Genomic DNA, 19,506 nt, shown 5'->3' with positions numbered 1-19,506 from the left:
CTTGGCCGCCATCGATCTTGCCGCCGCCCCCTTCCATCTCGATGATGCGGGCATGGCCTGGGTGCACGAGACGCGGGACCGGCTGTCGCCGCGCGACAAGCTGGCCCAGCTTTTCGTGCTGCTGTCGCGCGAGGCGCCGGAAACGGCCATGGAGGGATTGCGCAGCTTCAAGCCGGGCGGGATCACGCGCCTCTATAGCGGGGATCTGGCCGCCGAAATCGGGCTGATGGGCCAGATCGACAGCGCCGGCCCGGTGCCCATGCTGGTCAGCGCCGATCTCGAAGGCAGCCGCATGAGCCTGCCCTTCGGCAGCGAAGTGCCCAATCCGCTGGGCCTGGCCGCCGTGGATGATGTCGAGGCGACCACGGCGATCTCCACCATCATGGCCGAGGAGGCCCGGGCCGTGGGGCTCAACTGGAGCTTTACCCCGGTCATCGATATCAACCAGGCTTGGCGCAGCGCCATTGTCGGCACCCGGTCCTATGGCTCGGACCCCGAGCGGATCGCCCGGCATGCCCTGGCCCAGATCGCCGCCTTCCAGAAACAGGGCGTCGCCGCCACGGTCAAGCACTGGCCCGGCGAAGGCTATGACGATCGGGACCAGCACCTGGTCACCACGGTCAATCCGCTGACGCTCAAGGAATGGGAAAAGACCTTCGGCCGGCTCTATCGCGCCGCCATCGCGGCGGGGGTGATGAGCGTCATGTCCGCCCATATCGCCTTTCCCGCCTTCGTGCGCGACCTGGATCCCGATGCCGGCGCCGAGGCCTTTCGCCCGGCGACGCTGAGCCCGGTGCTGAACCAGACGCTGCTGCGCGAGAAACTGGGCTTCAACGGCCTCATCGTCTCCGACGCCACGCCCATGGCCGGCTTCGGCGATTGGGGCCCGCGCGAAGAGACCATTCCGCAAGCCATCATTGCCGGCTGCGACGTGATCCTGTTCTCCGACGATCCCAATGCCGACCTCATGTATCTGGTGAAGGCCGTGGCCGATGGGCGGCTGAGCCAGGAGCGGGTGGACGAGGCGGTGACGCGGGTGCTGGCGCTCAAGGCCGCCCTGGGCCTGCATCGGGAGCGCGATCCGCTGTCGCTGAGCCGGGCGGAAGTGATCATGGCCCGGTCGCAGAGCAAGGAGACGACGCGGCAGGTGACGGCGCGCGTGCCCACCCTGGTCAAGGATACCGCCAAGCTGCTGCCGCTGTCGCCGGCGCGGCACAGGCGGGTGCTGATCTTTTCGACCGGCGCGGTGCAGCCCTTCGCGCCCGCCCCGCTGCCGCTCTCCATCCCCGACCTGCTGCGCCAGGAAGGGTTCGAGGTGACCGAATATGGGCCGGGCATGGCGGTCGATCCGAAACAGTTCGACCTGGTGCTCTATCTGCTGGCCGAGGAAACCCTGCTGACCCGGCAGCGCATCTTCCTCAACTGGAAGGACCTGACCGGCTCGGTCTTCGGGGCGATGAAGCGCTATTGGCACGACGTCCCCACTTTGATGGTGTCGCTGGGCTTTCCCTATTACCTCCACGATGCGCCGCGCGTGCCCACCTATGTCAATGCCTATGGCTCCAACGAGGACATGCAGGCCGCCGTCGTGGAGGCGCTGCTGGGCCGGATCGAATTTACCGGCACCAGCCCGGTGGACCCCTTCTGCGGCAGCGAGCAGGGGAAATATTGAGCGTAGAGACGGGGCCAGATGGCGCAACACGCGCGATGGGCACCCTCCCTTGACGGGGGAGGGTTGGGGAGGGATGCTCCCACGCGCGGACATCGAGGCTCCCGCACCCCCTCCCATCCTCCCCCGTCAAGGGGGCGGTGCCGCATCGGGGCGTGTCGAAAGGCCGACCTTCCCAATCCTGATCTCTGCGCGCTACAACATTGGCGCGAAGTGGGGCGAATATGGCTACTTTTACCGATATTGCGCGCCGGGTGTACAACCACACCTGGAAGCTCGATCCGATCATCCGCTCGCTGCTCGATACCGATTTCTACAAGCTGTTGATGCTGCAGATGATCTGGGGGCTCTATCCCAAGGTCGACGCCACCTTCAGTCTCATCAACCGCACCCGCTCGGTGCGACTGGCCGAGGAGATCGATATCGAGGAATTGCGGGCCCAGCTCGACCATTGCCGCACGCTGCGCTTTTCCAAGAAGGAAATGATCTGGCTGGCCGGTAACACCTTTTATGGGTCCAAGCAGATCTTCCAGCCCGGCTTCCTGCGCTGGCTGGAGAATTTCCAGCTCCCCGAATACCGGCTGGAGCAGCGCGACGGGCAATTCGTGCTCGAATTTCCCGGGCTCTGGCTCGAAACCACGATGTGGGAAATTCCCGCCCTGGCCATCATCAACGAATTGCGCTCCCGCGCCGCCATGAAGCGCTACGGCCCCTTCACGCTCGACGTGCTCTATGCCCGGGCCAAGGCGCGGATGTGGGAAAAGGTCGAGCGGCTGCAGAAGCTGCCCGATCTCAAGATTTCCGATTTCGGCACGCGGCGGCGGCATTCCTTTCTCTGGCAGCGCTGGTGCGTGGAGGCGCTCAAGGAAGGGATCGGCGCCAACATGACCGGCACCTCCAATGTCAAGCTGGCCATGGACAACGATCTCGAGGCCCTGGGCACCAATGCGCATGAATTGCCCATGGTGCTGGCGGCCCTGGCGCGCTCGGACGAGGAATTGCGCGAGGCCCCCTATCGGGTGCTGCAGGACTGGAAGAGCTATTATGGGGGCAATCTGCTGATCGTGCTGCCCGATGCCTTCGGCACCGATGCCTTCCTGCGCGATGCTCCCGACTGGATCGCCGACTGGACCGGCTTCCGCCCCGACAGCGCCCCGGCCATCGAGGGCGGCGAGAAGATCATCGACTTCTGGAAGGCGCGCGGCCGCGATCCCAGGGAAAAGCTGCTCATCTTCTCGGACGGGCTCGATGTCGACATGATCGAGGAAGCCTATCTCCATTTCGACGGCAAGGTGCGCATGAGCTTCGGCTGGGGCACCAATCTGACCAATGATTTCGAGGATTGCGCCCCCGAGCCCAATCCCGGCCTCAAGCCCATCTCCATCGTCGCCAAGGTCTCCGAGGCCAATGGACGGCCGGCGGTGAAACTCTCCGACAATCCCGCCAAGGCCACCGGCGATGCGGCCGAAATCGACCGCTATCTGCGGGTTTTCGGCGATACCGGGCGGGTGGAGCATGCCGTGAAGGTGTAAAGACCTTCCGATAGGCGCAGAATCGGACTAAGCGGGGCCCGCTGCGCTTTCAGCCGGCCTCGCCGCATCGTCCCGCCCTCCCGGCTGTGATGCGCTTTCGCAACAGGTTGGACCGACCTGCCCCGCTGTGGAGAACCGCCACGGCTGCACCGACGTTAATGCCACGTGAACCATCCGGGGTCAGTCTGATCGCGGGGGCTCCACGGAGCCATGAATTGAGTCTTGAGTTAATCGATATCGCTCTGGCCGAACGCCAGCCCCATCCCCGCCTCGAACATCGCGTGACCGGCAAGGTGAAGGCCGTGCTGGCCGAGACCATTGGCGGCCAGCAGATCCGGCACGAATTGCTGGTGCCGGTCTGGCTCGACGTGCGCGCCGGCATGAGCGAGGAGGATGTCGAGCTCGGCCTGATGGTCAAGGCGGCCGATATCGTGGGCCGGCTGAAGCAGCACCTGGGTGCGCCGCAAGGGTGAATCCTGCTGCTAGGTCGCGGAGTCAGGCAGCTTGCCGCCGCGATTGAGGGCCACCAGCATGGCGCGGACCTGGATTTCCGCCGCCTTGCTCACCGCCTTGCGATTGTCGCCCTGGTTGAGCGGCATGGGCTGGCCGAAGGCGATGGTGACGTCCTTGACCGGGCCGGAGAGGATGTCGACGATATTCTGCCTGACCGATTTGGACTTGATCCAGGCGATCAGCGAGCGCTCGTTGCGGCTGACCGGCAGGCCCTGCAATTTCGTATAGGCGATGGTGACGGGCTGGATCACCACGTCGCTGGCCCCGGCCTCGATCATGGCATGCTGCGCCGCGCCGATCAGCGCCGAGCGGAAGGGCAGCACATGGGTGCCGATATCGGATTGCCCTTCGGCAAAGAGCAGCACCGCATTGCCGCTCGCCATATGCTTTCCCATGGCCTGGGCGGTGCGCCCGGTTTCCGAGCGGCGGGTGCGATCGGCATAGATGGTGCGCTGCAGATCGGCCATCATGCCCACGAAGGGCCATTGCCCCACTTCGCGCTTGGCCACGAAGGTCACGTCGGCCACCGAGCCCAGCGCCACGATATCGGTCCAGGAGATGTGGTTGGCGACCATCAGGGTCGGCCGCCCGGTCGAGGGCTGGCCGATGACATTGATCCGCAGGCCCAGAAACAGGCAGCCCAGGCGATGGAACAGGCGCGGCAGCACCTGCCAGAACGGCAGGCGCAGCGCCAGGATCAGCGCCTGGAGCGGGATGACGACCACGAGGAAGGGCAGGAAGACCAGGAGGAAGAACAGCGTCCGGAAGATCATATGCAGGCGGCCGCCTCAGGCCTTCTTGTCGCCGATGGGCACGGCATAGAGTTCGAGCCGGTGATCGACGAGCTTGTAGCCCAGCCGCTTGGCGATCACTTCCTGGATGGCCTCGATTTCCTCGTTGCGGAATTCGATGACGGTGCCGCTGCGGATATCGATGAGATGGTCGTGATGCTCGTCCGGGATCAGTTCGAAGCGGGCGCGGCCATCCTTGAAATCGTGCTTGGTGACCAGGCCCGCTTCCTCGAAGAGATTGACCGTGCGGTAGACGGTGGAGAGCGAAATGCGCGGATCGATGGCCGAGGCGCGGCGATAGAGCTCTTCCACGTCCGGATGATCGGACGCGCCCTCGATGACGCGGGCGATGATGCGGCGCTGGTCGGTCATGCGCATGCCACGGGCCACGCAGGCTTCCTCGAGCGTCGGCTCGGATGGGTTCTTGCTCACGCCATCGCTCCCTGGCCTGAATTCGGTCCGACCGGGTTAGCCAAGATCGCGCGCCATGACAAGCGCGGTGGCGCTGGAGCCGTCGGGCCGGGAATAATAGCCTTTTCGCGATGAAATGCGCTCGAAGCCGAGCTTTTCATAGAGGCGGATGGCGGCATGGTTCTGCTCATCCACCTCGAGGAACATGCGCTGGGCCGGCGACAGCATGAGATCGGCGAAGACCGCATCCATCAGCGCCCTGCCCATGCCCTTGCCGCGCCATTTCGGATCGACGGCGATGGTCAGCAATTCCGATTCGTCGGCCACCGTGCGGATCAGCGCGAAGCCGGCAATGCGGCGCCGGGCATCGCAGGCAATATAGGCGGGCGTGGCCTTGTCGGCGAGGAAATGGGCGAATTCCTCCATGGGCCAGCCGCGATAGAAGCCCTGGCGGTGAATGCGGGCCAGTTCCCCCGCATCGCGGGTTTCGCCCGGCTCGATATGCAGGCCCCCCGGGGCCATCCAGAATTTCATCATGGCGCGCGTCTCGCGATCCGCGCCGCGTCCTGCGGCTTGGCATCGGCATCGCGGATATAGGTGGCGTGCGGCGGAAAGGCCAGGGGATCGGCCCCGGCGGCAAAGCGCGCCATGGCGCCGATATCGGCAAAGGGGGTTTGGATCAGCGTGGCATCGGCCGGAATGGCGGCGCGGGCCGCCTCGAGCGGCAGCAGGCGCGGGCCGTCCCCGATCCGGCCCGGCGCCGGAAAAAGCTCGAAATAGGCCTCGTCCCGGCGCGCGTCGATAAAGACGGCAATCGGGCCGGACGGGACACAAAGCGAAATGGCCAGGAGGCTCGGAATGCCCAGAACCGGAATTTTGCGGGCCAGCCCCAGGCCGCGCGCGGCGGAAAGCCCGATGCGCAGCCCGGTAAAGGAGCCCGGCCCGGTGGTGACGGCGACCCGGTCGAGATCGTCGTAGGTGACGTTATTGCGGGCGAGGAGGGTGGCCAGCCGGTCGAACAGGATTTCGGCATGGCCCTTGGCGATGTCCTCCACCAGCACATCGGTGCGGCCATCGGGCAGGGCCAGCGCCAATTGCAGGCGCGGGGCGGCGGTGTCGATGGCAAGGGTGAGGTTGGACATGGGGCCTCGCATCCCCCTCACCCGTCTCGGCCTTCGGCCGATCCACCCTCTCCCCGAGGGGGAGAGGAACAGGCATCGTGCCGGACCGGGCGCCGACCCATTCTTCTCCCCCCTCGGGGAGAAGGTGGCGCCCACGGGTCGCGTGGCGCCCGAGGACAGGCTCCGCGCCGGATGAGGGGGATACCGACGCATGCTCGCACTCCTATCCCCGGCCCGGCGCCAAGTCCACCACCTTGACGCCTATCCCGGCTGCGACCACCTTGCCCGCATGCGCCGTGATTCGTCCCTTTTGCCGCCATGACCTGGCTGGCCGAAACCGCCATGCTGAGCCAGGGCTGGCGCCGCTTCCTGCTGCTGCTGGTGGCGGGCGCGCTGGCGGGCCTGTCGGTGCCGCCCTTCTTCCTGCTGCCGCTCTTGTTCCTCGCCATGCCCGTCTGGGTCTGGGCGCTGGACGGCGCCGAACGCCCCCGGGGCTGGCGGCGGCTTTTCGGGCCGGCCTTTTCCATCGGCTTCGCCTTTGGCTGGGGCTATTTCCTGGTCGCCTTCCACTGGCTGGGCGCCGCCTTTTTCGTCGATGGCGGCTGGGTGCTGTGGGCCATGCCCTTCGCCGTGGCCGCCCTGGCGGCGCTCATAGCCCTGTTCTGGGGCCTGGCCAGCGCCTGCGCGCATCTGTTCTGGAGCCATGGCTGGACCCGCATCCTGACCCTTTCGGCCTGGCTGGCCGCCGCCGAATACCTGCGTGGCCATGTCTTTACCGGCTTTCCCTTCGACCTGCTCGGCTACAGCCTCACCGGCAATGACGCCATGATGCAGCTCGCCTCGGTGATCGGCGTCTATGGCCTGACCTTCCTCGCGCCGCTCCTGGCCATGACGCCGGCCCTGATCTGGCCGGCCGACCAGCGCCCCTGGTCGCGCCGACTGGCGCCGCTCTTTCTGGCCCTGCTCGTCATCGCCGCCCAGCTCGGCTATGGCTGGAACCGGCTCAGCGGCAATGTCTCCACCGAGCGGCAGGACGTGGCCCTGCGCCTGGTGCAGCCGCTGGTCTATGAGCATGCCGATTTCGGCAATGTCGATCCGGTGGCGCTGATCGACCGGCTGATTATGCTCTCGGACATGCGCATGGACCCCTCCGACCAGGGCCTGGCCGACATCACCCACCTGGTCTGGCCCGAATCGAGCCTGCCCTTCTTCCTCGAATCCTATCCCGAAGCTTTGGCCCGCATTGCCCGCATGCTGCCCGAGCAGGCCAGCCTGATCGCCGGCGTGCCGCGCCGGCCGCTGGAGCTGGACGGCGCCCTGCCGGGCGAGCCGCCCTATAATTCGGTGGTCGCCATCAATAGCGACGGCGAAGTGGTCGCCTCCTATGACAAGGCGCATCTGGTGCCCTTCGGGGAATATCTGCCCTTCGCCTCCTTCTTTTCGCGGCTGGGCATTACCCAATTCGTGCCCGGGGCCGAGGGCTGGTCGCATGGCGATGCGCGACGCCGGCTCATGGCCCTGCCCAATGCCCCGGCGGCCCTGGTCCTGGTCTGCTACGAGATCATCTTTTCGGGCGATCTCGGCGAGGTCGCGGGGGCGCAATTCCTGCTCAACCTCACCAATGACGCCTGGTTCGACGCCTCGATCGGCCCGGCCCAGCATGCCCATCATGCGCGGCTGCGGGCGGTGGAGGAGGGCATGAGCCTGGTGCGGGCCGCCAATACCGGGCTGACCTTCGCCACCGATCCCCTGGGGCGCATCACCGCGCAATTGGCGCCGGGGGAAATGGCCGCGCTCGACCTGCGGCCGCATCAGAAACTGCCCGGCACCGTCTTCGCGCAGGTGCGGCACTGGCCCTTCCTCATCGCCGTCCTGGCCGGCATGCTGGTGGGCCTGGTCGCCTCGCGCCGGGGGCGCCGGCGCTTGCCGAGCTAGGGGGCGGGGATATGGGCCGGCTGAAGGATATCGTCATTGATGCCGATCATCCCGCCGGCCTGGCGCGCTTCTGGGCGGCGGCGCTGGAGGGCTATGACATCATGCCCTATGACGCGGCCGAAATCGCCCGCCTGGCCGCGCTCGGCCTGACGCCGGAGACCGATCCCAGCGTCATGATCGCCGGCCCCGGCACCAGGCTCTGCATTCATCTGCGGCGCGGCGACCGTCCGGCGCGCAATCGCGTCCATCTCGATATTGCCGCCGGCGACATCGAGGCGGAGGCCGCCCGACTCATCGGCCTCGGCGCCAGCCTGGTGCGGCGCGGGGTGGGCTATATCGTGCTCAACGATCCCGAGGGCAATAATTTCTGCGTCTGCGCGGAATAGGCTGGCACGAAACAAAAAACCCCGCAGCCTTGCGGTTGCGGGGTTTTGAAATTGGTGCCCAGAAAAGGACTCGAACCTTCACGCCTTGCGGCACACGGACCTGAACCGTGCGCGTCTACCAATTCCGCCATCTGGGCGACGGGCGAGTAACTAGGGTGCCCTCGCGCTAATGTCAATCGCTTTGCAGCGCCTGTTCAGAAGTTTGCACCATCCCAGTGCTTGATGGTGCTGCGATCGACCGGCGGGGCGTCGTCCAGGCAGTTCACATTGACCATGACCAGCTCGTTGCCCTGCCCGTCCGTGCCGCGCGCGAAGGACTGGATGCCGCAGCTCTTGCAGAACAGGTGATCGATCTTTTCGCTGTTGAAATGATAAAGGCTCAGGTTCTCCTCGCCCGTCTGCAGCGCGAACCGGTCCGCCGGCACCGATTGCATGATCCAGCCCAGCCGCCGGCAGCGCGAGCAATTGCAATCGCCCAGGCTGGCGAAATCGGTCTCCACGCTGAAGCGGACGGCGCCGCAATGGCATTTGCCGTGATAAGTCTGCATCTGGGGCATTTCGAGTCTCCTTATTGGAACAAAGAAAGAACAAAAATCCGGAAGGAGTCAAGCCGGGCGCATAAAATGCCGCTCCGGCAAGGCTCGACAGGGGCGAGCCGCTTGCGCTAGAAGCGGCATAGACTTTTTGCCTCTGCTGGAGCCCCCAAGATGGATCGCTACGCCCAAAAGCTCGTCACCATTTTCGGTGGGTCGGGATTTGTCGGCACCCATCTGGTGCAGATCCTGGCGCGCAAGGGTTATCGCGTCCGCGTCGCCGTGCGCCGGCCCGATCTGGCGGGCAAGACCCGCATCTTCGGCACGGTGGGCCAGGTCATGCCCATCCAGGCCAATCTGCGCGACGAGGCCTCGGTGCGCCGCGCCGTGGCGGGCGCCGATATCGTCATCAACCTGGTCGGCGTCGGCCATGAAAAGGGCAAGCAGACCTTCGAGGCCGTGCATGTGGACGGCGCCGCCCGCGTCGCCCGCGCGGCCAGGGATGCCGGCGCCGCTGCCCTGGTGCACCTGTCGGCCCTGGGCGTCGATGCGGCGGCCGGAATCAGCGCCTATGCCGATACCAAGCTGCGTGGCGAGGCCGCGGTGCTGGCGGCTTTCCCCGAGGCGGTGATCCTGCGGCCCTCCATCATGTTCGGCCAGGATGACGGCTTCTTCAATCTCATGGGCACGCTGGCGCGGCTCTTCCCGATCATGCCGCTGATTGCCGGCAAAACGCTGTTCCAGCCGGTCTTTGTCGGCGATGTCGCCGAGGCCCTGGCGCTGGCCGCCGAAGGCCAGGTCAAGACCGGCCGCGTCTACGAGCTGGGCGGGCCGGACGTGGAAAGCCACAAGGCGCTGATGCAGCGCATCCTGCGCGAGGCCGGCCGCAACCGCCCGCTCGTGCCCTTCCCTGCCGGTCTCGCCAAATTCGGCGCCGCACTTATCGGCATCCTGCCGTTCAAGCCGCTGATCACCGCCGACCAGGTGAACCTCTTGGGCGTCGACAATGTGGTCTCCGAGCAGGCCCGCAAGGACAAACGCACCTTTGCCGCCTTCGGCATTGAGCCGGTCTCCATGGACGCGGTCCTGCCCACCTATATGTGGCGCTTCCGCCGCCACGGCGAATTCGACCGCGACAGCAAGCCGGCTGCGCATGGATCGCTTTCGGCCTGAGCGAATAGCCAGTTTGAACGGGGCACCCTCGGACGATCGTCCGGGGGTGTTTTGTTTTGGGCGCCACTTACCGGCCCGGCACAAAGATTCTTCCAAGATATATCTTGAAACTGGTCTCGGGCGCGCCGATCTCCTGGGGCGAAGGGCTTTTGCGATATATCTGGAGATAGATCATGACCTATTGGAAAGACGGCGAGCCCAATTGGCGCAAGCTGGAACAGATGGCGCGGCGCGGCTGGGGCCGCATGCAGCGCATGGCCGATGACGAATTCGGCAATTGGGGCGGCAATGTCCGCGTCGGCCGCATGCTGGCCTCGGGCGACCTGCGGCTGGTGGCGCTCTATTTCATCGAGCAGCAGCCGCGCCACGGCTATGACCTGATCAAGGCAGTGGAGGAACGCTCCAACGGCGTCTATTCGCCCAGCCCCGGCATCGTCTATCCGGCGCTGACCTTCCTCGAGGAAGCCGGCTATGTCACTTCCTCGGCCGATGGCAACAAGAAGCTCTATACCATCACCGACGAGGGCAAGGCGCATCTGGAGGAAAACCGCGACGCGGTGGCCTCCACCCTGGATTTCCTGGCCCGCACCGGCGAGCAGATGAACCGGTTCCGCGAATTCGTCCGCGCCGACTGGCCCTTCGCCGAAGGCCGGCCCGAAGAGGGCAATGTGCCGCCCCATTGGGGCGAGCGCCCCGGCCGTCCGGACCACGACCGGCCCATGCACGACGCCGTGCCGGAGCTGGAAGCGGCCCGCAAGGCGCTCAAGCAGGCGCTCAAGAAAGCCCGCAAGGGCAGCGAGGACCAGCAGCGCCGCGCCGCCGACATCCTCCGCCGCGCCGCCGCAGAGGTGGACGGGCTGGGCGATGACGAGGTGGATATTTAGTCCCGCCTGCGTACCCTCGCCCCTTCAGGGGAGAGGGTAGCGGCGCCGTCGCGCAGCGACTGGCAGAGCTGGGGTGAGGGGTGAAAGCCTGTCGGCGAAGCCGCGATGCTCAACCCCTCATCCGGTCCTTCGGACCACCTTCTCCCCTGAGGGGAGAAGGAAGAGGCCGATCGCCCTCAGGCTCCCGGCTTGGTCTTCAGGAAATCCACCACCATCTGCACGGCATGGGCTTCGCGCTCCTGCACCATGCCGACGCTGGACAGGTCGCGCTCGAAGATCACCGAGAGGGTCGCCGTGTTCGAGACATAGAAGAAGCCGAGCGCCGCCACCGAGATATAGAGCTGCACCGGATCGACATCGCGCCGGAAAATCCCCGCCGCTGCTCCGCGTTCGAGGATGGCGGCGATCTGCCCGACCAGGGGCGAATGCAGCGCCTTGATGTCGGGCAGGGTTTTGAGGAACCGCGCATTCTCGATATTTTCGGTGCCGAGCAGGCGCGGAAACCAGGGATTGGCCAGAAAGTGCCGGAAGGTGAAGCGCACCAGCCGGTCCATGGCCTGCACCGGATCATATTGATCGAGCGACAAGGCCCGCTCGCCGCGCCGGATCTCCTGATAGGCGTCGAGCAGCACCGCCCGGTACAGCTCCTCCTTGTTGCCGAAATAATGGTAGAGCAGGCGCTTATTGGCCTCCGCCCGTTCGGCAATCGCATCCACCCGCGCCCCCTCGAAGCCGCGATCGGCGAATTCCACCCGCGCCGCCGCGAGAATCGAGGCCTTGGTCTTGGCCGAATTGCGCGGACGCCTGGCCGTCTCAGCCTTGGGCTGCGACGTCTCCGCGATTGCGGGGGAAGAGGGCTCGGACACGTCGATTTACCGCCGGGATGGACATGAGGATGGTCAGAATGATGATGAGGCAGATAACAGCGCTGATCGGCCGGGTAAAGAAGGGGCTGGGATCGCCATTGGTCAGCGCCAGGCCCCGCCGCAGGTTGAGATCAAGCAGATCGCCCAGCACGATGCCCAGCACCAGCGGCGCCATGGGATATTTCATCTCGCGCAGGATGAAGCCGACAATGCCGAAGAACAGCATGACATAGACATCGAACATGCGCTGGGTGATGGCGAAGGAGCCGACCACGCAGAGCACGTAGATGACCGCCATCAGCCTTTCGCGCGGCACCGACAGCACCTTGATGAACACCTTGGTGAGCGAGAGCCCGAAGATCAGATTGGCCAGGGTCGCCAGCAGCAGCATGGCCACGACCTGGTAGAGGAAGGGCGCATTCTCGATCATCAGCATCGGGCCGGGGCGGATGCCGTGGATCATCATGGCCGCGATCAGCACCGCGGCGGCGGCCGAGCCGGGCAGGGCCAGGGTGAGCGTGGGGATCATCGAGGCCGAGACCACGGCATTGTCGCCGGTTTCCGCCGCGATCAGCCCTTCCTGGCTGCCCTTGCCGAATTCCTCGGGATGCTTGGAGGCCTTCTTGGCCGCCGCATAGGAGGACCAGGCGCCCACATCCTCGCCGACGCCGGGAATGATGCCGACAAAGGTGCCGATAATGCCCGAGCGGATGATGGTCTTCCAATATTGGAAGATTTCCTTGAGGCGCGGGATCACCCGGTCGTTGACCGGGGCGATATGGCCCACCATGGTCCGTTTCATGGTGGAGAGGATTTCGGCCAGCCCGAACGCGCCCACCATGGCCGGGATCAGGTCGACGCCGGCGCCCAGCGCCGGAATGCCGAAGGTGAAGCGCTGATAGGCATGCAGCGTCTCCATCCCCACCATGGCGACCAGCAGGCCCAGAATGCCGGCGATATAGCCCTTGAGCGGGGTATCCGAGCCGGTCATCTGCCCGGAAATGACCACGCCGAACAAAGCCAGCCAGAAGAATTCATAGGAGCCGAACTTGAGCGCTGCCTCGGCCAGCATGGGCGCGATGATGGCGAGAAAGAAGATGCCGACCAGGGTGCCGAGCGTGGATGAGGTGGTGGCCAGGCCCATGGCGAGGCCCGCCTTGCCCTGCATGGCCAGCGGATGGCCGTCCAGCGTGGCGGCGGCATTGGCCGGGGTGCCCGGGATGTTGAGCAGGATGGCCGTGCGGCTGCCGCCATAGATGGCGCCGAGATAGACGCACATCAGCGTCAGGATCGCCTGGTCGGGCGCCATCTTGTAGGTGAGCGTCACCAGGAGGGCCACGCCCATCGTGGCGGTGAGGCCGGGCAGGATGCCGATGGCCAGGCCCAGCAACGTCGCCCAAGCGACATTGAACAGGCCGGCCGGCGTCAGGAAATGGGCAATGCCCTGGCCGAGGAGAATGAGACCGTCAAACATGGGTACTGGTCCTAGGGCAGTCGCACGAGGAAGATTTGTCCGAAGACGTAATGGATGCCTAGCCCGGCGCCCAAGGCCACGACCAGGGCCCAGAACAGCGTCCAGGGCAGCGATTTGGGCCGGTCCGCCAGCACGGTTTCGAACAGGGTGATGAAGGTGAAGATGAACAGGGCCGAGGCCAGCCAGAACGGCATGCGGCCGACCAGGCCCAGCGTATAGACCAGCGCCATGCCCAGGACGGCCAGCACCCGTACCGATTGCCAGGAGACGAGGACGCGGACCAGCGCCGCCCCGGCATGCCTGGTGTCGAGCCTGGCCGAGCGGAAGGCCAGCAAACCACCGCACAGGGTCAGCGCCACGCCCAGGATGATGGGCACCAGGCCCGGAATGGTCGAGGGATGGATGCGGCGCACTTCCAGCCGGTCCATGGTCCAGGAGAGATAGGTGACCACGAGCCCCAGGCCCACCAGGACGATGCCGGTGATGAGATCGGCGCGAATGCGGGCGGGGTCTTCGGCGGGAATGGTGGGTTCGGTCGTCATGAATGTCTCTTGGAATGAGGAGCCAAAGGCTCCTTCGCCTCCCTCCCCCCTGAGGGGAGGGAATGAGGGTGGGGGTCCATCAATGGTCAACGGACCGCCCCCCTCCCCAGCTTTGCCAGGGCCCTTCGGGCCCAGCGGCGCTACCCTCCCCGCAAGGGGGAGGGTGGGCAGAAACCGAAAGCCCGGCTCCTGCCCCCTCGATCTTACTGCACGCCGACTTCGGTGCGGGTCTCGCAGTCGATGCCGATCGTGGAGGGATCGTTGACCGCCTCGCCGCGTTCCACCGCGTCGCAGGCTTCCAGGATCACCACCGGCATGGCCAGGGCCCGGGCCTCGGCGCCATAGGAGGGCGCGAAGACGGCGCCGAAGGTTTCGGCATAGGTCTTGATGGCCTCCGAATTGGCGACCTCCTCGCCCCAGATGCGGTCGAGCGTGGCCACGACTTCCTCCGGCACGCCGACCGGCAGGAAGATGCCGAAATAATCGGGGGCCAGTTCCATGTCCGGCAGCCAATTGGTGATCGGGGGAATCGGATCGACGCCTTCGAGCACCAGCGGCTGGTCGGACAGCACGGCCAGGGCCTTGAGGCGGCCGCCGCGGATCAGCTCGGTCTGTTCCACCGCCAATTGGGTGGTGACCATGGCTTCGCCCGATGCCGTGGCGATGGCGGCCGGCCCGCCGCCGTCATAGGTGATCATGTTATATTCGAAATTGTCGGCCGCCCCGGACAGGGCCGCGATGGCGGTGCCGCCCGAAGAGGTGATGCCGGCCGTGGCCACGGAAATGCCGCGGCCCATATCGGACTGGAAGGCCTCCAGCAATTGGCCGAAATCGGTGAACTGGCTGTCGGCCGGGACCGAGACCACCGGCACGTTGGCGACCGACAGATAGATGTGCCAATCGTCGATATCGGTATCGGGCAAGAGGCCCGTGACAGAATAGGTCGCATTGTTGGCGATGGCATTGGCCGTCCAGGTATAGCCGTCCTTGGGGGCGTTCAGCACCTCCTGGGTACCGATAGCGCCCGAGGCCCCCGGCTGGTTGACCACCACCACTTCCACGCCCAGCGCCTCGGCCAGGATGGGCGCGGTGACGCGGGTGACCTGGTCGGTCGAGCCGCCGGCGCCCCAGGGCACGATCAGGTTGATCGGCCGGTCCGGCTGCCAGTCCTGCGCGAAGGACAGGGTCGCGCCCAGCGTCATCAGGGCCGTGCCCGACGCCAGGACGAATTGCATAGGCTTCATCGTCGTAATCCTCCCATAATCACGAGGCCGCTTCTTATGGCTCTCATGCCGGAGCTTGCGAGCGATCCGCCATGCTGTCAAGCGAGAAGTAACTGTCTGGTGAGCTTTCGGCTTCGTCGAAATATCGCTAAGCAATTGTCAGTCAGCAAGCTTTCGGACTAAGAATTGAAGCGCTGATGGCGATTGCACCGCATCGTTATCGTTTGGGGGACGCGATGGATTTCGATCTCGGGCGCATGGCGATCATGGCTCTGGCGCTGGCGGCGGGGGCGCTGGTCAAGGGCGCGACCGGCATGGGCCTGCCGCTGGTGGCCCTGCCGGTGCTGACGACCGTGTTCGGATTGCAGCATGCGGTGGGCATCATGGCCATCACGCAGGTGCTGACCAATTCCATGCAGATCTGGCAGTTCCGCGCCGCAAGGCGCGATGCGCGCATGCGCTTCCTGCCCTGGTTCCTGGCGGCGGGCGCCTTGGGGGTGATCCTGGGCACCTGGCTGCTGCGCAACCTGCCCGAACGGGCCCTGGTCTTCTCGCTCGGCCTGCTGCTGCTGGCCTATTTCGTCCTCAAGGTCAGTCGGCCGCATCTCTCGGTCGGCCCGGAAATGGCCATGCGCGCCGGGCCTTTCGCCGGGTTCGGCTCCGGCGTCCTGCAGGGCGCCACCGGCATTTCGGCGCCCATGGGCGTCACCTTCATCCACGCCATGGGGCTCGATCGTCACGCCCATGTCTATGCGGTTTCCGCCATGTTCCTGGCCCTGGGCCTGGTGCAGTTTCCCGCTTTGGTGCTGAGCGGCATCATGCAGCCGCAATGGGTGATCGAGGCGCTGCTGGCCATGATCCCCATCCTGGTCGTCATGCCGATCGGCCAATTGCTGGCCGGCCGACTCAGCCGCAAGGCCTTCGACCTCATGATCCTGATCTTCCTGGGCCTGATGGGGCTCAAGATGGTGCTGGGCCTCTGAGCTGAGTCCAAGGTCGCATCCGCGCCCGCTTGACGCCGCCCCGCCGCTTCATATAGGTAAGTAACTAATCAGTTACACAGACAGCGAGTCTTGGGAGATCTGAATGGCGGAACACCGCATTGGCATCATCATGCATGGCGTCACCGGGCGCATGGGCTACAACCAGCACCTGGTGCGCTCGATCCTGGCGATCCGCGACCAGGGCGGCATCGGCCTTGCCAATGGCGACCGGCTGGTCGTGGATCCCATCATTGTCGGCCGCGACCGCGACAAGATGGAAGCCCTGGCCAAGAAGCACAACATTGCCCGCTGGGGCACCGATCTCGATGCGGCTTTGGCCAATCCGGACGACACGATCTTTTTCGATGCCGGCACCACGCTGATGCGCGCCGGCCTGCTGGAGCGAGCTCTCGCCGCCGGCAAGCATGTCTATTGCGAAAAGCCGACCTCCGACGATCTCGACGTGGCGGTGAAGCTCGCCAAGACCGCCCGCGCCTCCGGCCTCAAGCATGGCGTGGTGCAGGACAAGCTGTTTCTGCCGGGCCTGATGAAGCTCAAAATGCTGCGCGACAGCGGCTTTTTCGGCAAGATTCTGTCGGTGCGCGGCGAGTTCGGCTATTGGGTCTTCGAGGGCGATTGGCAGAAGGCGCAGCGCCCCTCCTGGAATTATCGCAAGAACGATGGCGGCGGCATCATCCTCGATATGCTGTGCCATTGGCGCTATGTGATGGACAATCTCTTCGGCGAGGTGCAGGCCGTGTCGTGCCTGGGCGCCACCCATATTCCCCAGCGCGTCGACGAAAAGGGCAAGGTCTTCGATTGCGATACCGATGACGCCGCCTATGCCACCTTCGAGCTGGAAGGCGGGGTGATCGCCCAGATCAATTCGAGCTGGACCACCCGCGTCCGCCGCGACGATCTCGTCACCTTCCATGTCGACGGCACCCATGGTTCGGCCGTGGCGGGCCTGCACAAATGCTGGACCCAGCATCGCGTCAATACGCCCAAGCCGGTGTGGAATCCCGACCAGCCGCAGACCATGAACTTCTTCGCCGATTGGGAAGAAGTGCCGGACAATTGGCCCGCCGATAACGGCTTCAAGGCGCAATGGGAAATGTTCCTGCGCCACGTCGCCGAGGACGCGCCCTGGCCCTATGGCCTGGAAGCGGGCGCCAAGGGCGTGCAGCTCGCCGAGCTGGGCCTGAAGTCCTGGCAGGAACGCCGCTGGCTGGACGTGCCGAAGCTGGAATTCTGATTGGGCCAAAGGCCCCCTCACCCGGCCCCAAATGGGGCCGACCTCTCCCCCCAGGGAGAGGTGATGCAAGACCAGTCATTGTGCCCTCTTCACCTCTCCCTTCGGGGGAGAGGTCGGCGCGCAGCGCCGGGTGAGGGGGCCTTTTGGAGGCCTCGATGCCCATAATCAACCTGCCCAATCCCGACCGTTCCGTCAGCCCTTACACGCTGACCGGTGATCCCATTCCCTTCGTGAAATTCAAGGCGGCCGATTTTCCGCGCATTGCCTTTGCCGCGGCCCATGTCGTGGCCGATCCCCTGGCCTCGAACGATCCCTGGCTGACCCCGGCCATTGATTGGGACAAGACCCTGGCCTTCCGTCATCGCCTCTGGGATCTCGGCCTTGGCGTCGCCGAAGCCATGGATACGGCGCAGCGCGGCATGGGGCTCACCTGGACCGAAGCCAGGGAGCTGATCCGGCGCGCCCAGGCCGAGGCCCGCACGCGCGACGATGCGCTCATCGCCTATGGCGCCGGCACCGATCACCTGGCGCCCGGCCCCGATGTCAGCATCGACGATATCCTCAGGGCCTATGACGAACAGGTCGGCTTCGTCGAAGGCGAGGGCGGCCGCGTCATCCTCATGGCCAGCCGCGCGCTCGCCGCCGCGGCCAGGTCGCCGGACGATTATGCCCGCGTCTATGGCCATGTGCTCGCCAATGTGAAGCAGCCGGTGATCCTGCACTGGCTGGGCGAGATGTTCGATCCCGCGCTGCAGGGCTATTGGGGCGATATCGACCACGACAAGGCCATGGACGTGTGCCTGGACGTCATCGCCGCCCATGCCGACAAGGTCGATGGCATCAAGATTTCCCTGCTTTCGGCGGAAAAGGAAATCGCCATGCGCCGCCGCCTGCCGGAAGGGGTGAAGATGTATACCGGCGACGATTTCAACTATGCCGAACTGATCGCCGGCGACGCCGAAGGCTATTCCCATGCCCTGCTGGGCATTTTCGACGCCATCGCGCCCGCCGCCTCGGCCGGCCTGGCGGCCCTGGGCAAGGGCAATAACAACGAATTCTTCGATATTCTCGAGCCCACCGTGCCGCTCAGCCGCCATATCTTCGCGGCGCCGACGCGCTTCTACAAGACCGGCGTGGTGTTCCTGGCCTATCTCAACGGGCTTCAGGACCATTTCACCATGATCGGCGGGCAGGAATCGGCCCGCTCGCTGCAGCATCTCAGCGAATTGTTCCGCCTGGCCGACAAGGCCCGGGTGCTGGCCGATCCGGACCTGGCCACGGCGCGCATGAAGCAGGTCCTGGCCGTGCATGGAGTGGCGTCATGACCGAGCGCGCCATTTCGCTGAACCTGGCCACCACGCGCCAGCAATGGGGCTTTGCCGAAGCGGTGGATGGGTGCCTGCGGGCCGGCATCACCGCCATCTCCCCCTGGCGCGACCAGATCGCCGCCATCGGCCTCGACGAGGCCGCGCGCATCGTGCGCCAGAACAAGCTCCAGGTTACCGGCGTGTGCCGGGGCGGCATGTTCCCGGCAGCCAGCGCCGAAGGGCGCAAGGCCAATATCGATGACAATCTGCGGGCCATCGACGAGGCGGCGGCGCTCAATGCCGATTGCCTGGTCCTGGTGGTGGGCGGCCTGCCGGAGGGTAGCCGCGATATCGGCGGCGCCCGGCAGATGGTGGCCGACGGCATCGCCGCCATGCTGCCCCATGCCAAGGCATCGGGGGTGAAGATCGCCATCGAGCCGCTGCATCCCATGTATGCCGCCGATCGCGCCTGCGTGAACACGATCGACCAGGCGCTCGATATCTGCGAAATGCTGGGCGAGACCGTGGGCGTCGCCATCGACGTCTATCACGTCTGGTGGGACCCCAACCTGGCCCGCGCCATTGCCCGGGCCGGCCGCATGAAGCGCATCTTCGCCCACCATATCTGCGACTGGCTGGTGCCGACCAAGGACATGCTGCTCGATCGCGGCATGATGGGCGATGGCGTCATCGACCTGCCGGGCATCCGCAGGATGATCGAGGAGGCCGGCTTTTTCGGTCCCCAGGAAGTGGAAATCTTCTCCCAGGACAATTGGTGGAAGCGTCCCGGCGACGAGGTGCTGGCGGTGATCAAGGAGCGGGTCGCGACGGTCTGCTGAATTGCCCCGATGGCGGCCAAAACGAAAAACCCCGGACTTGCATCCGGGGTTTTTGCATGCGTCAGCGTA

General features: G+C 65.5%; 20 protein-coding genes and 1 tRNA gene. 11 read left to right on the top strand and 10 right to left on the bottom strand.

Annotation, left to right across the window (positions count from 1 at the left end):
* Position 1: 1 nt before the first annotated feature.
* The 3 genes from A3840_RS01395 to A3840_RS01385 all read left to right on the top strand — a co-directional run bounded on the left by A3840_RS01395 (position 2) and on the right by A3840_RS01385 (position 3,674).
* Entirely contained in the window at positions 2–1,672 is a 1,671-nt protein-coding gene (locus A3840_RS01395) for a glycoside hydrolase family 3 protein (protein WP_425388827.1), read from the top strand.
* 221 nt (positions 1,673–1,893) lie between these two features.
* Entirely contained in the window at positions 1,894–3,201 is a 1,308-nt protein-coding gene (pncB, locus tag A3840_RS01390; RefSeq protein ID WP_067450763.1) for a nicotinate phosphoribosyltransferase, read from the top strand.
* Between the two features lie 215 nt (positions 3,202–3,416).
* The gene (locus tag A3840_RS01385; RefSeq protein WP_067450760.1) at positions 3,417–3,674 is read left to right on the top strand and encodes a hypothetical protein; all 258 of its coding nucleotides are present in this window, start codon (positions 3,417–3,419) and stop codon (positions 3,672–3,674) included.
* Positions 3,675–3,683: 9 nt separating this feature from the next.
* On the opposite strand, the gene A3840_RS01380 is transcribed toward A3840_RS01385, so the two are convergent.
* The 4 genes from A3840_RS01380 to tsaB all read right to left on the bottom strand — a co-directional run bounded on the left by A3840_RS01380 (position 3,684) and on the right by tsaB (position 6,058).
* Positions 3,684–4,487: a lysophospholipid acyltransferase family protein gene (locus tag A3840_RS01380; RefSeq protein WP_067450757.1), complete on the bottom strand. Its 804-nt coding sequence runs from the start codon at positions 4,485–4,487 to the stop codon at positions 3,684–3,686.
* A 15-nt stretch (positions 4,488–4,502) separates the two neighbouring features.
* Entirely contained in the window at positions 4,503–4,883 is a 381-nt protein-coding gene (locus A3840_RS01375; protein WP_067450821.1) for a Fur family transcriptional regulator, read from the bottom strand.
* A gap of 90 nt (positions 4,884–4,973) precedes the next feature.
* On the bottom strand, positions 4,974–5,453 hold the full coding sequence (rimI, locus tag A3840_RS01370) for a ribosomal protein S18-alanine N-acetyltransferase (protein WP_067450754.1): 480 nt from the start codon (positions 5,451–5,453) through the stop codon (positions 4,974–4,976).
* The gene (gene tsaB, locus A3840_RS01365) at positions 5,450–6,058 is read right to left on the bottom strand and encodes a tRNA (adenosine(37)-N6)-threonylcarbamoyltransferase complex dimerization subunit type 1 TsaB (protein ID WP_067450751.1); all 609 of its coding nucleotides are present in this window, start codon (positions 6,056–6,058) and stop codon (positions 5,450–5,452) included. The genes rimI and tsaB overlap by 4 nt, the downstream gene beginning before the upstream one ends.
* A 297-nt stretch (positions 6,059–6,355) precedes the next feature.
* Here tsaB and lnt point away from each other — a divergent pair, with 297 nt between their 5' ends.
* Both lnt and A3840_RS01355 read left to right on the top strand, forming a co-directional pair.
* On the top strand, positions 6,356–7,972 hold the full coding sequence (gene lnt, locus A3840_RS01360; protein WP_067450748.1) for an apolipoprotein N-acyltransferase: 1,617 nt from the start codon (positions 6,356–6,358) through the stop codon (positions 7,970–7,972).
* An 11-nt stretch (positions 7,973–7,983) separates the two neighbouring features.
* On the top strand, positions 7,984–8,358 hold the full coding sequence (locus A3840_RS01355; protein ID WP_067450745.1) for a VOC family protein: 375 nt from the start codon (positions 7,984–7,986) through the stop codon (positions 8,356–8,358).
* 52 nt (positions 8,359–8,410) lie between these two features.
* Here the strand turns inward: A3840_RS01355 and A3840_RS01350 are convergent.
* Positions 8,411–8,495 (bottom strand) — tRNA-Leu (locus A3840_RS01350).
* A 57-nt stretch (positions 8,496–8,552) separates the two neighbouring features.
* Positions 8,553–8,915 (bottom strand): GFA family protein, encoded by a 363-nt coding sequence (locus tag A3840_RS01345; protein ID WP_067450743.1) that lies wholly within the window; start codon positions 8,913–8,915, stop codon positions 8,553–8,555.
* A gap of 150 nt (positions 8,916–9,065) precedes the next feature.
* Between A3840_RS01345 and A3840_RS01340 the strand changes: the two genes are divergently transcribed.
* Together A3840_RS01340 and A3840_RS01335 are read left to right on the top strand one after the other, a co-directional pair.
* Positions 9,066–10,064 carry a complex I NDUFA9 subunit family protein gene (locus tag A3840_RS01340; RefSeq protein ID WP_067450741.1) on the top strand — a complete coding sequence of 333 codons (999 nt, stop codon included), beginning with the start codon at positions 9,066–9,068 and terminating at the stop codon, positions 10,062–10,064.
* 173 nt (positions 10,065–10,237) lie between these two features.
* The gene (locus A3840_RS01335) at positions 10,238–10,948 is read left to right on the top strand and encodes a PadR family transcriptional regulator (protein ID WP_067450739.1); all 711 of its coding nucleotides are present in this window, start codon (positions 10,238–10,240) and stop codon (positions 10,946–10,948) included.
* A 176-nt stretch (positions 10,949–11,124) separates the two neighbouring features.
* Here A3840_RS01335 and A3840_RS01330 read toward each other — a convergent pair whose 3' ends face one another.
* The 4 genes from A3840_RS01330 to A3840_RS01315 all read right to left on the bottom strand — a co-directional run bounded on the left by A3840_RS01330 (position 11,125) and on the right by A3840_RS01315 (position 15,074).
* Positions 11,125–11,814 (bottom strand): TetR/AcrR family transcriptional regulator, encoded by a 690-nt coding sequence (locus tag A3840_RS01330; protein WP_165603100.1) that lies wholly within the window; start codon positions 11,812–11,814, stop codon positions 11,125–11,127.
* The gene (locus A3840_RS01325; RefSeq protein ID WP_067450733.1) at positions 11,762–13,288 is read right to left on the bottom strand and encodes a tripartite tricarboxylate transporter permease; all 1,527 of its coding nucleotides are present in this window, start codon (positions 13,286–13,288) and stop codon (positions 11,762–11,764) included. Before A3840_RS01325 ends, A3840_RS01330 begins: the two co-directional genes overlap by 53 nt.
* 11 nt (positions 13,289–13,299) lie before the next feature.
* A complete protein-coding gene (locus tag A3840_RS01320) occupies positions 13,300–13,830 on the bottom strand; it encodes a tripartite tricarboxylate transporter TctB family protein (protein WP_067450730.1) in 531 nt (176 codons plus the stop codon).
* 203 nt (positions 13,831–14,033) lie between these two features.
* Positions 14,034–15,074, bottom strand: a complete 1,041-nt coding sequence (locus A3840_RS01315) for a Bug family tripartite tricarboxylate transporter substrate binding protein (protein WP_067450727.1) — start codon at positions 15,072–15,074, stop codon at positions 14,034–14,036.
* 215 nt (positions 15,075–15,289) lie between these two features.
* Here A3840_RS01315 and A3840_RS01310 point away from each other — a divergent pair, with 215 nt between their 5' ends.
* The 4 genes from A3840_RS01310 (at position 15,290) to A3840_RS01295 (ending at position 19,437) form a co-directional block, all read left to right on the top strand.
* Positions 15,290–16,036 (top strand): sulfite exporter TauE/SafE family protein, encoded by a 747-nt coding sequence (locus A3840_RS01310; RefSeq protein ID WP_165603099.1) that lies wholly within the window; start codon positions 15,290–15,292, stop codon positions 16,034–16,036.
* A gap of 103 nt (positions 16,037–16,139) precedes the next feature.
* The gene (locus tag A3840_RS01305) at positions 16,140–17,291 is read left to right on the top strand and encodes a Gfo/Idh/MocA family protein (protein ID WP_067450723.1); all 1,152 of its coding nucleotides are present in this window, start codon (positions 16,140–16,142) and stop codon (positions 17,289–17,291) included.
* 155 nt (positions 17,292–17,446) lie between these two features.
* The gene (locus tag A3840_RS01300) at positions 17,447–18,616 is read left to right on the top strand and encodes a dihydrodipicolinate synthase family protein (protein ID WP_067450719.1); all 1,170 of its coding nucleotides are present in this window, start codon (positions 17,447–17,449) and stop codon (positions 18,614–18,616) included.
* On the top strand, positions 18,613–19,437 hold the full coding sequence (locus tag A3840_RS01295; RefSeq protein WP_067450716.1) for a sugar phosphate isomerase/epimerase family protein: 825 nt from the start codon (positions 18,613–18,615) through the stop codon (positions 19,435–19,437). Before A3840_RS01300 ends, A3840_RS01295 begins: the two co-directional genes overlap by 4 nt.
* Positions 19,438–19,506: the final 69 nt, after the last annotated feature.

The sequence above is a fragment of the Devosia elaeis genome (genome assembly GCF_001650025.1).
Taxonomy (GTDB): domain Bacteria; phylum Pseudomonadota; class Alphaproteobacteria; order Rhizobiales; family Devosiaceae; genus Devosia; species Devosia elaeis.
This window is presented reverse-complemented; position numbering and strand designations above follow the sequence as displayed.

Coding starts and splice junctions, on each gene's coding strand:
- A3840_RS01305 (WP_067450723.1), top strand. CDS start 16,140: ATGGCGGAACACCGCATTGGCATCATCATGCATGGCGTCACCGGGCGC.
- pncB (WP_067450763.1), top strand. CDS start 1,894: ATGGCTACTTTTACCGATATTGCGCGCCGGGTGTACAACCACACCTGG.
- A3840_RS01300 (WP_067450719.1), top strand. CDS start 17,447: ATGCCCATAATCAACCTGCCCAATCCCGACCGTTCCGTCAGCCCTTAC.
- A3840_RS01375 (WP_067450821.1), bottom strand. CDS start 4,883: ATGCGCATGACCGACCAGCGCCGCATCATCGCCCGCGTCATCGAGGGC.
- A3840_RS01295 (WP_067450716.1), top strand. CDS start 18,613: ATGACCGAGCGCGCCATTTCGCTGAACCTGGCCACCACGCGCCAGCAA.
- tsaB (WP_067450751.1), bottom strand. CDS start 6,058: ATGTCCAACCTCACCCTTGCCATCGACACCGCCGCCCCGCGCCTGCAA.
- A3840_RS01355 (WP_067450745.1), top strand. CDS start 7,984: ATGGGCCGGCTGAAGGATATCGTCATTGATGCCGATCATCCCGCCGGC.
- lnt (WP_067450748.1), top strand. CDS start 6,356: ATGACCTGGCTGGCCGAAACCGCCATGCTGAGCCAGGGCTGGCGCCGC.
- A3840_RS01345 (WP_067450743.1), bottom strand. CDS start 8,915: ATGCCCCAGATGCAGACTTATCACGGCAAATGCCATTGCGGCGCCGTC.
- rimI (WP_067450754.1), bottom strand. CDS start 5,453: ATGATGAAATTCTGGATGGCCCCGGGGGGCCTGCATATCGAGCCGGGC.
- A3840_RS01335 (WP_067450739.1), top strand. CDS start 10,238: ATGACCTATTGGAAAGACGGCGAGCCCAATTGGCGCAAGCTGGAACAG.
- A3840_RS01320 (WP_067450730.1), bottom strand. CDS start 13,830: ATGACGACCGAACCCACCATTCCCGCCGAAGACCCCGCCCGCATTCGC.
- A3840_RS01315 (WP_067450727.1), bottom strand. CDS start 15,074: ATGAAGCCTATGCAATTCGTCCTGGCGTCGGGCACGGCCCTGATGACG.
- A3840_RS01310 (WP_165603099.1), top strand. CDS start 15,290: ATGGATTTCGATCTCGGGCGCATGGCGATCATGGCTCTGGCGCTGGCG.
- A3840_RS01325 (WP_067450733.1), bottom strand. CDS start 13,288: ATGTTTGACGGTCTCATTCTCCTCGGCCAGGGCATTGCCCATTTCCTG.
- A3840_RS01340 (WP_067450741.1), top strand. CDS start 9,066: ATGGATCGCTACGCCCAAAAGCTCGTCACCATTTTCGGTGGGTCGGGA.
- A3840_RS01380 (WP_067450757.1), bottom strand. CDS start 4,487: ATGATCTTCCGGACGCTGTTCTTCCTCCTGGTCTTCCTGCCCTTCCTC.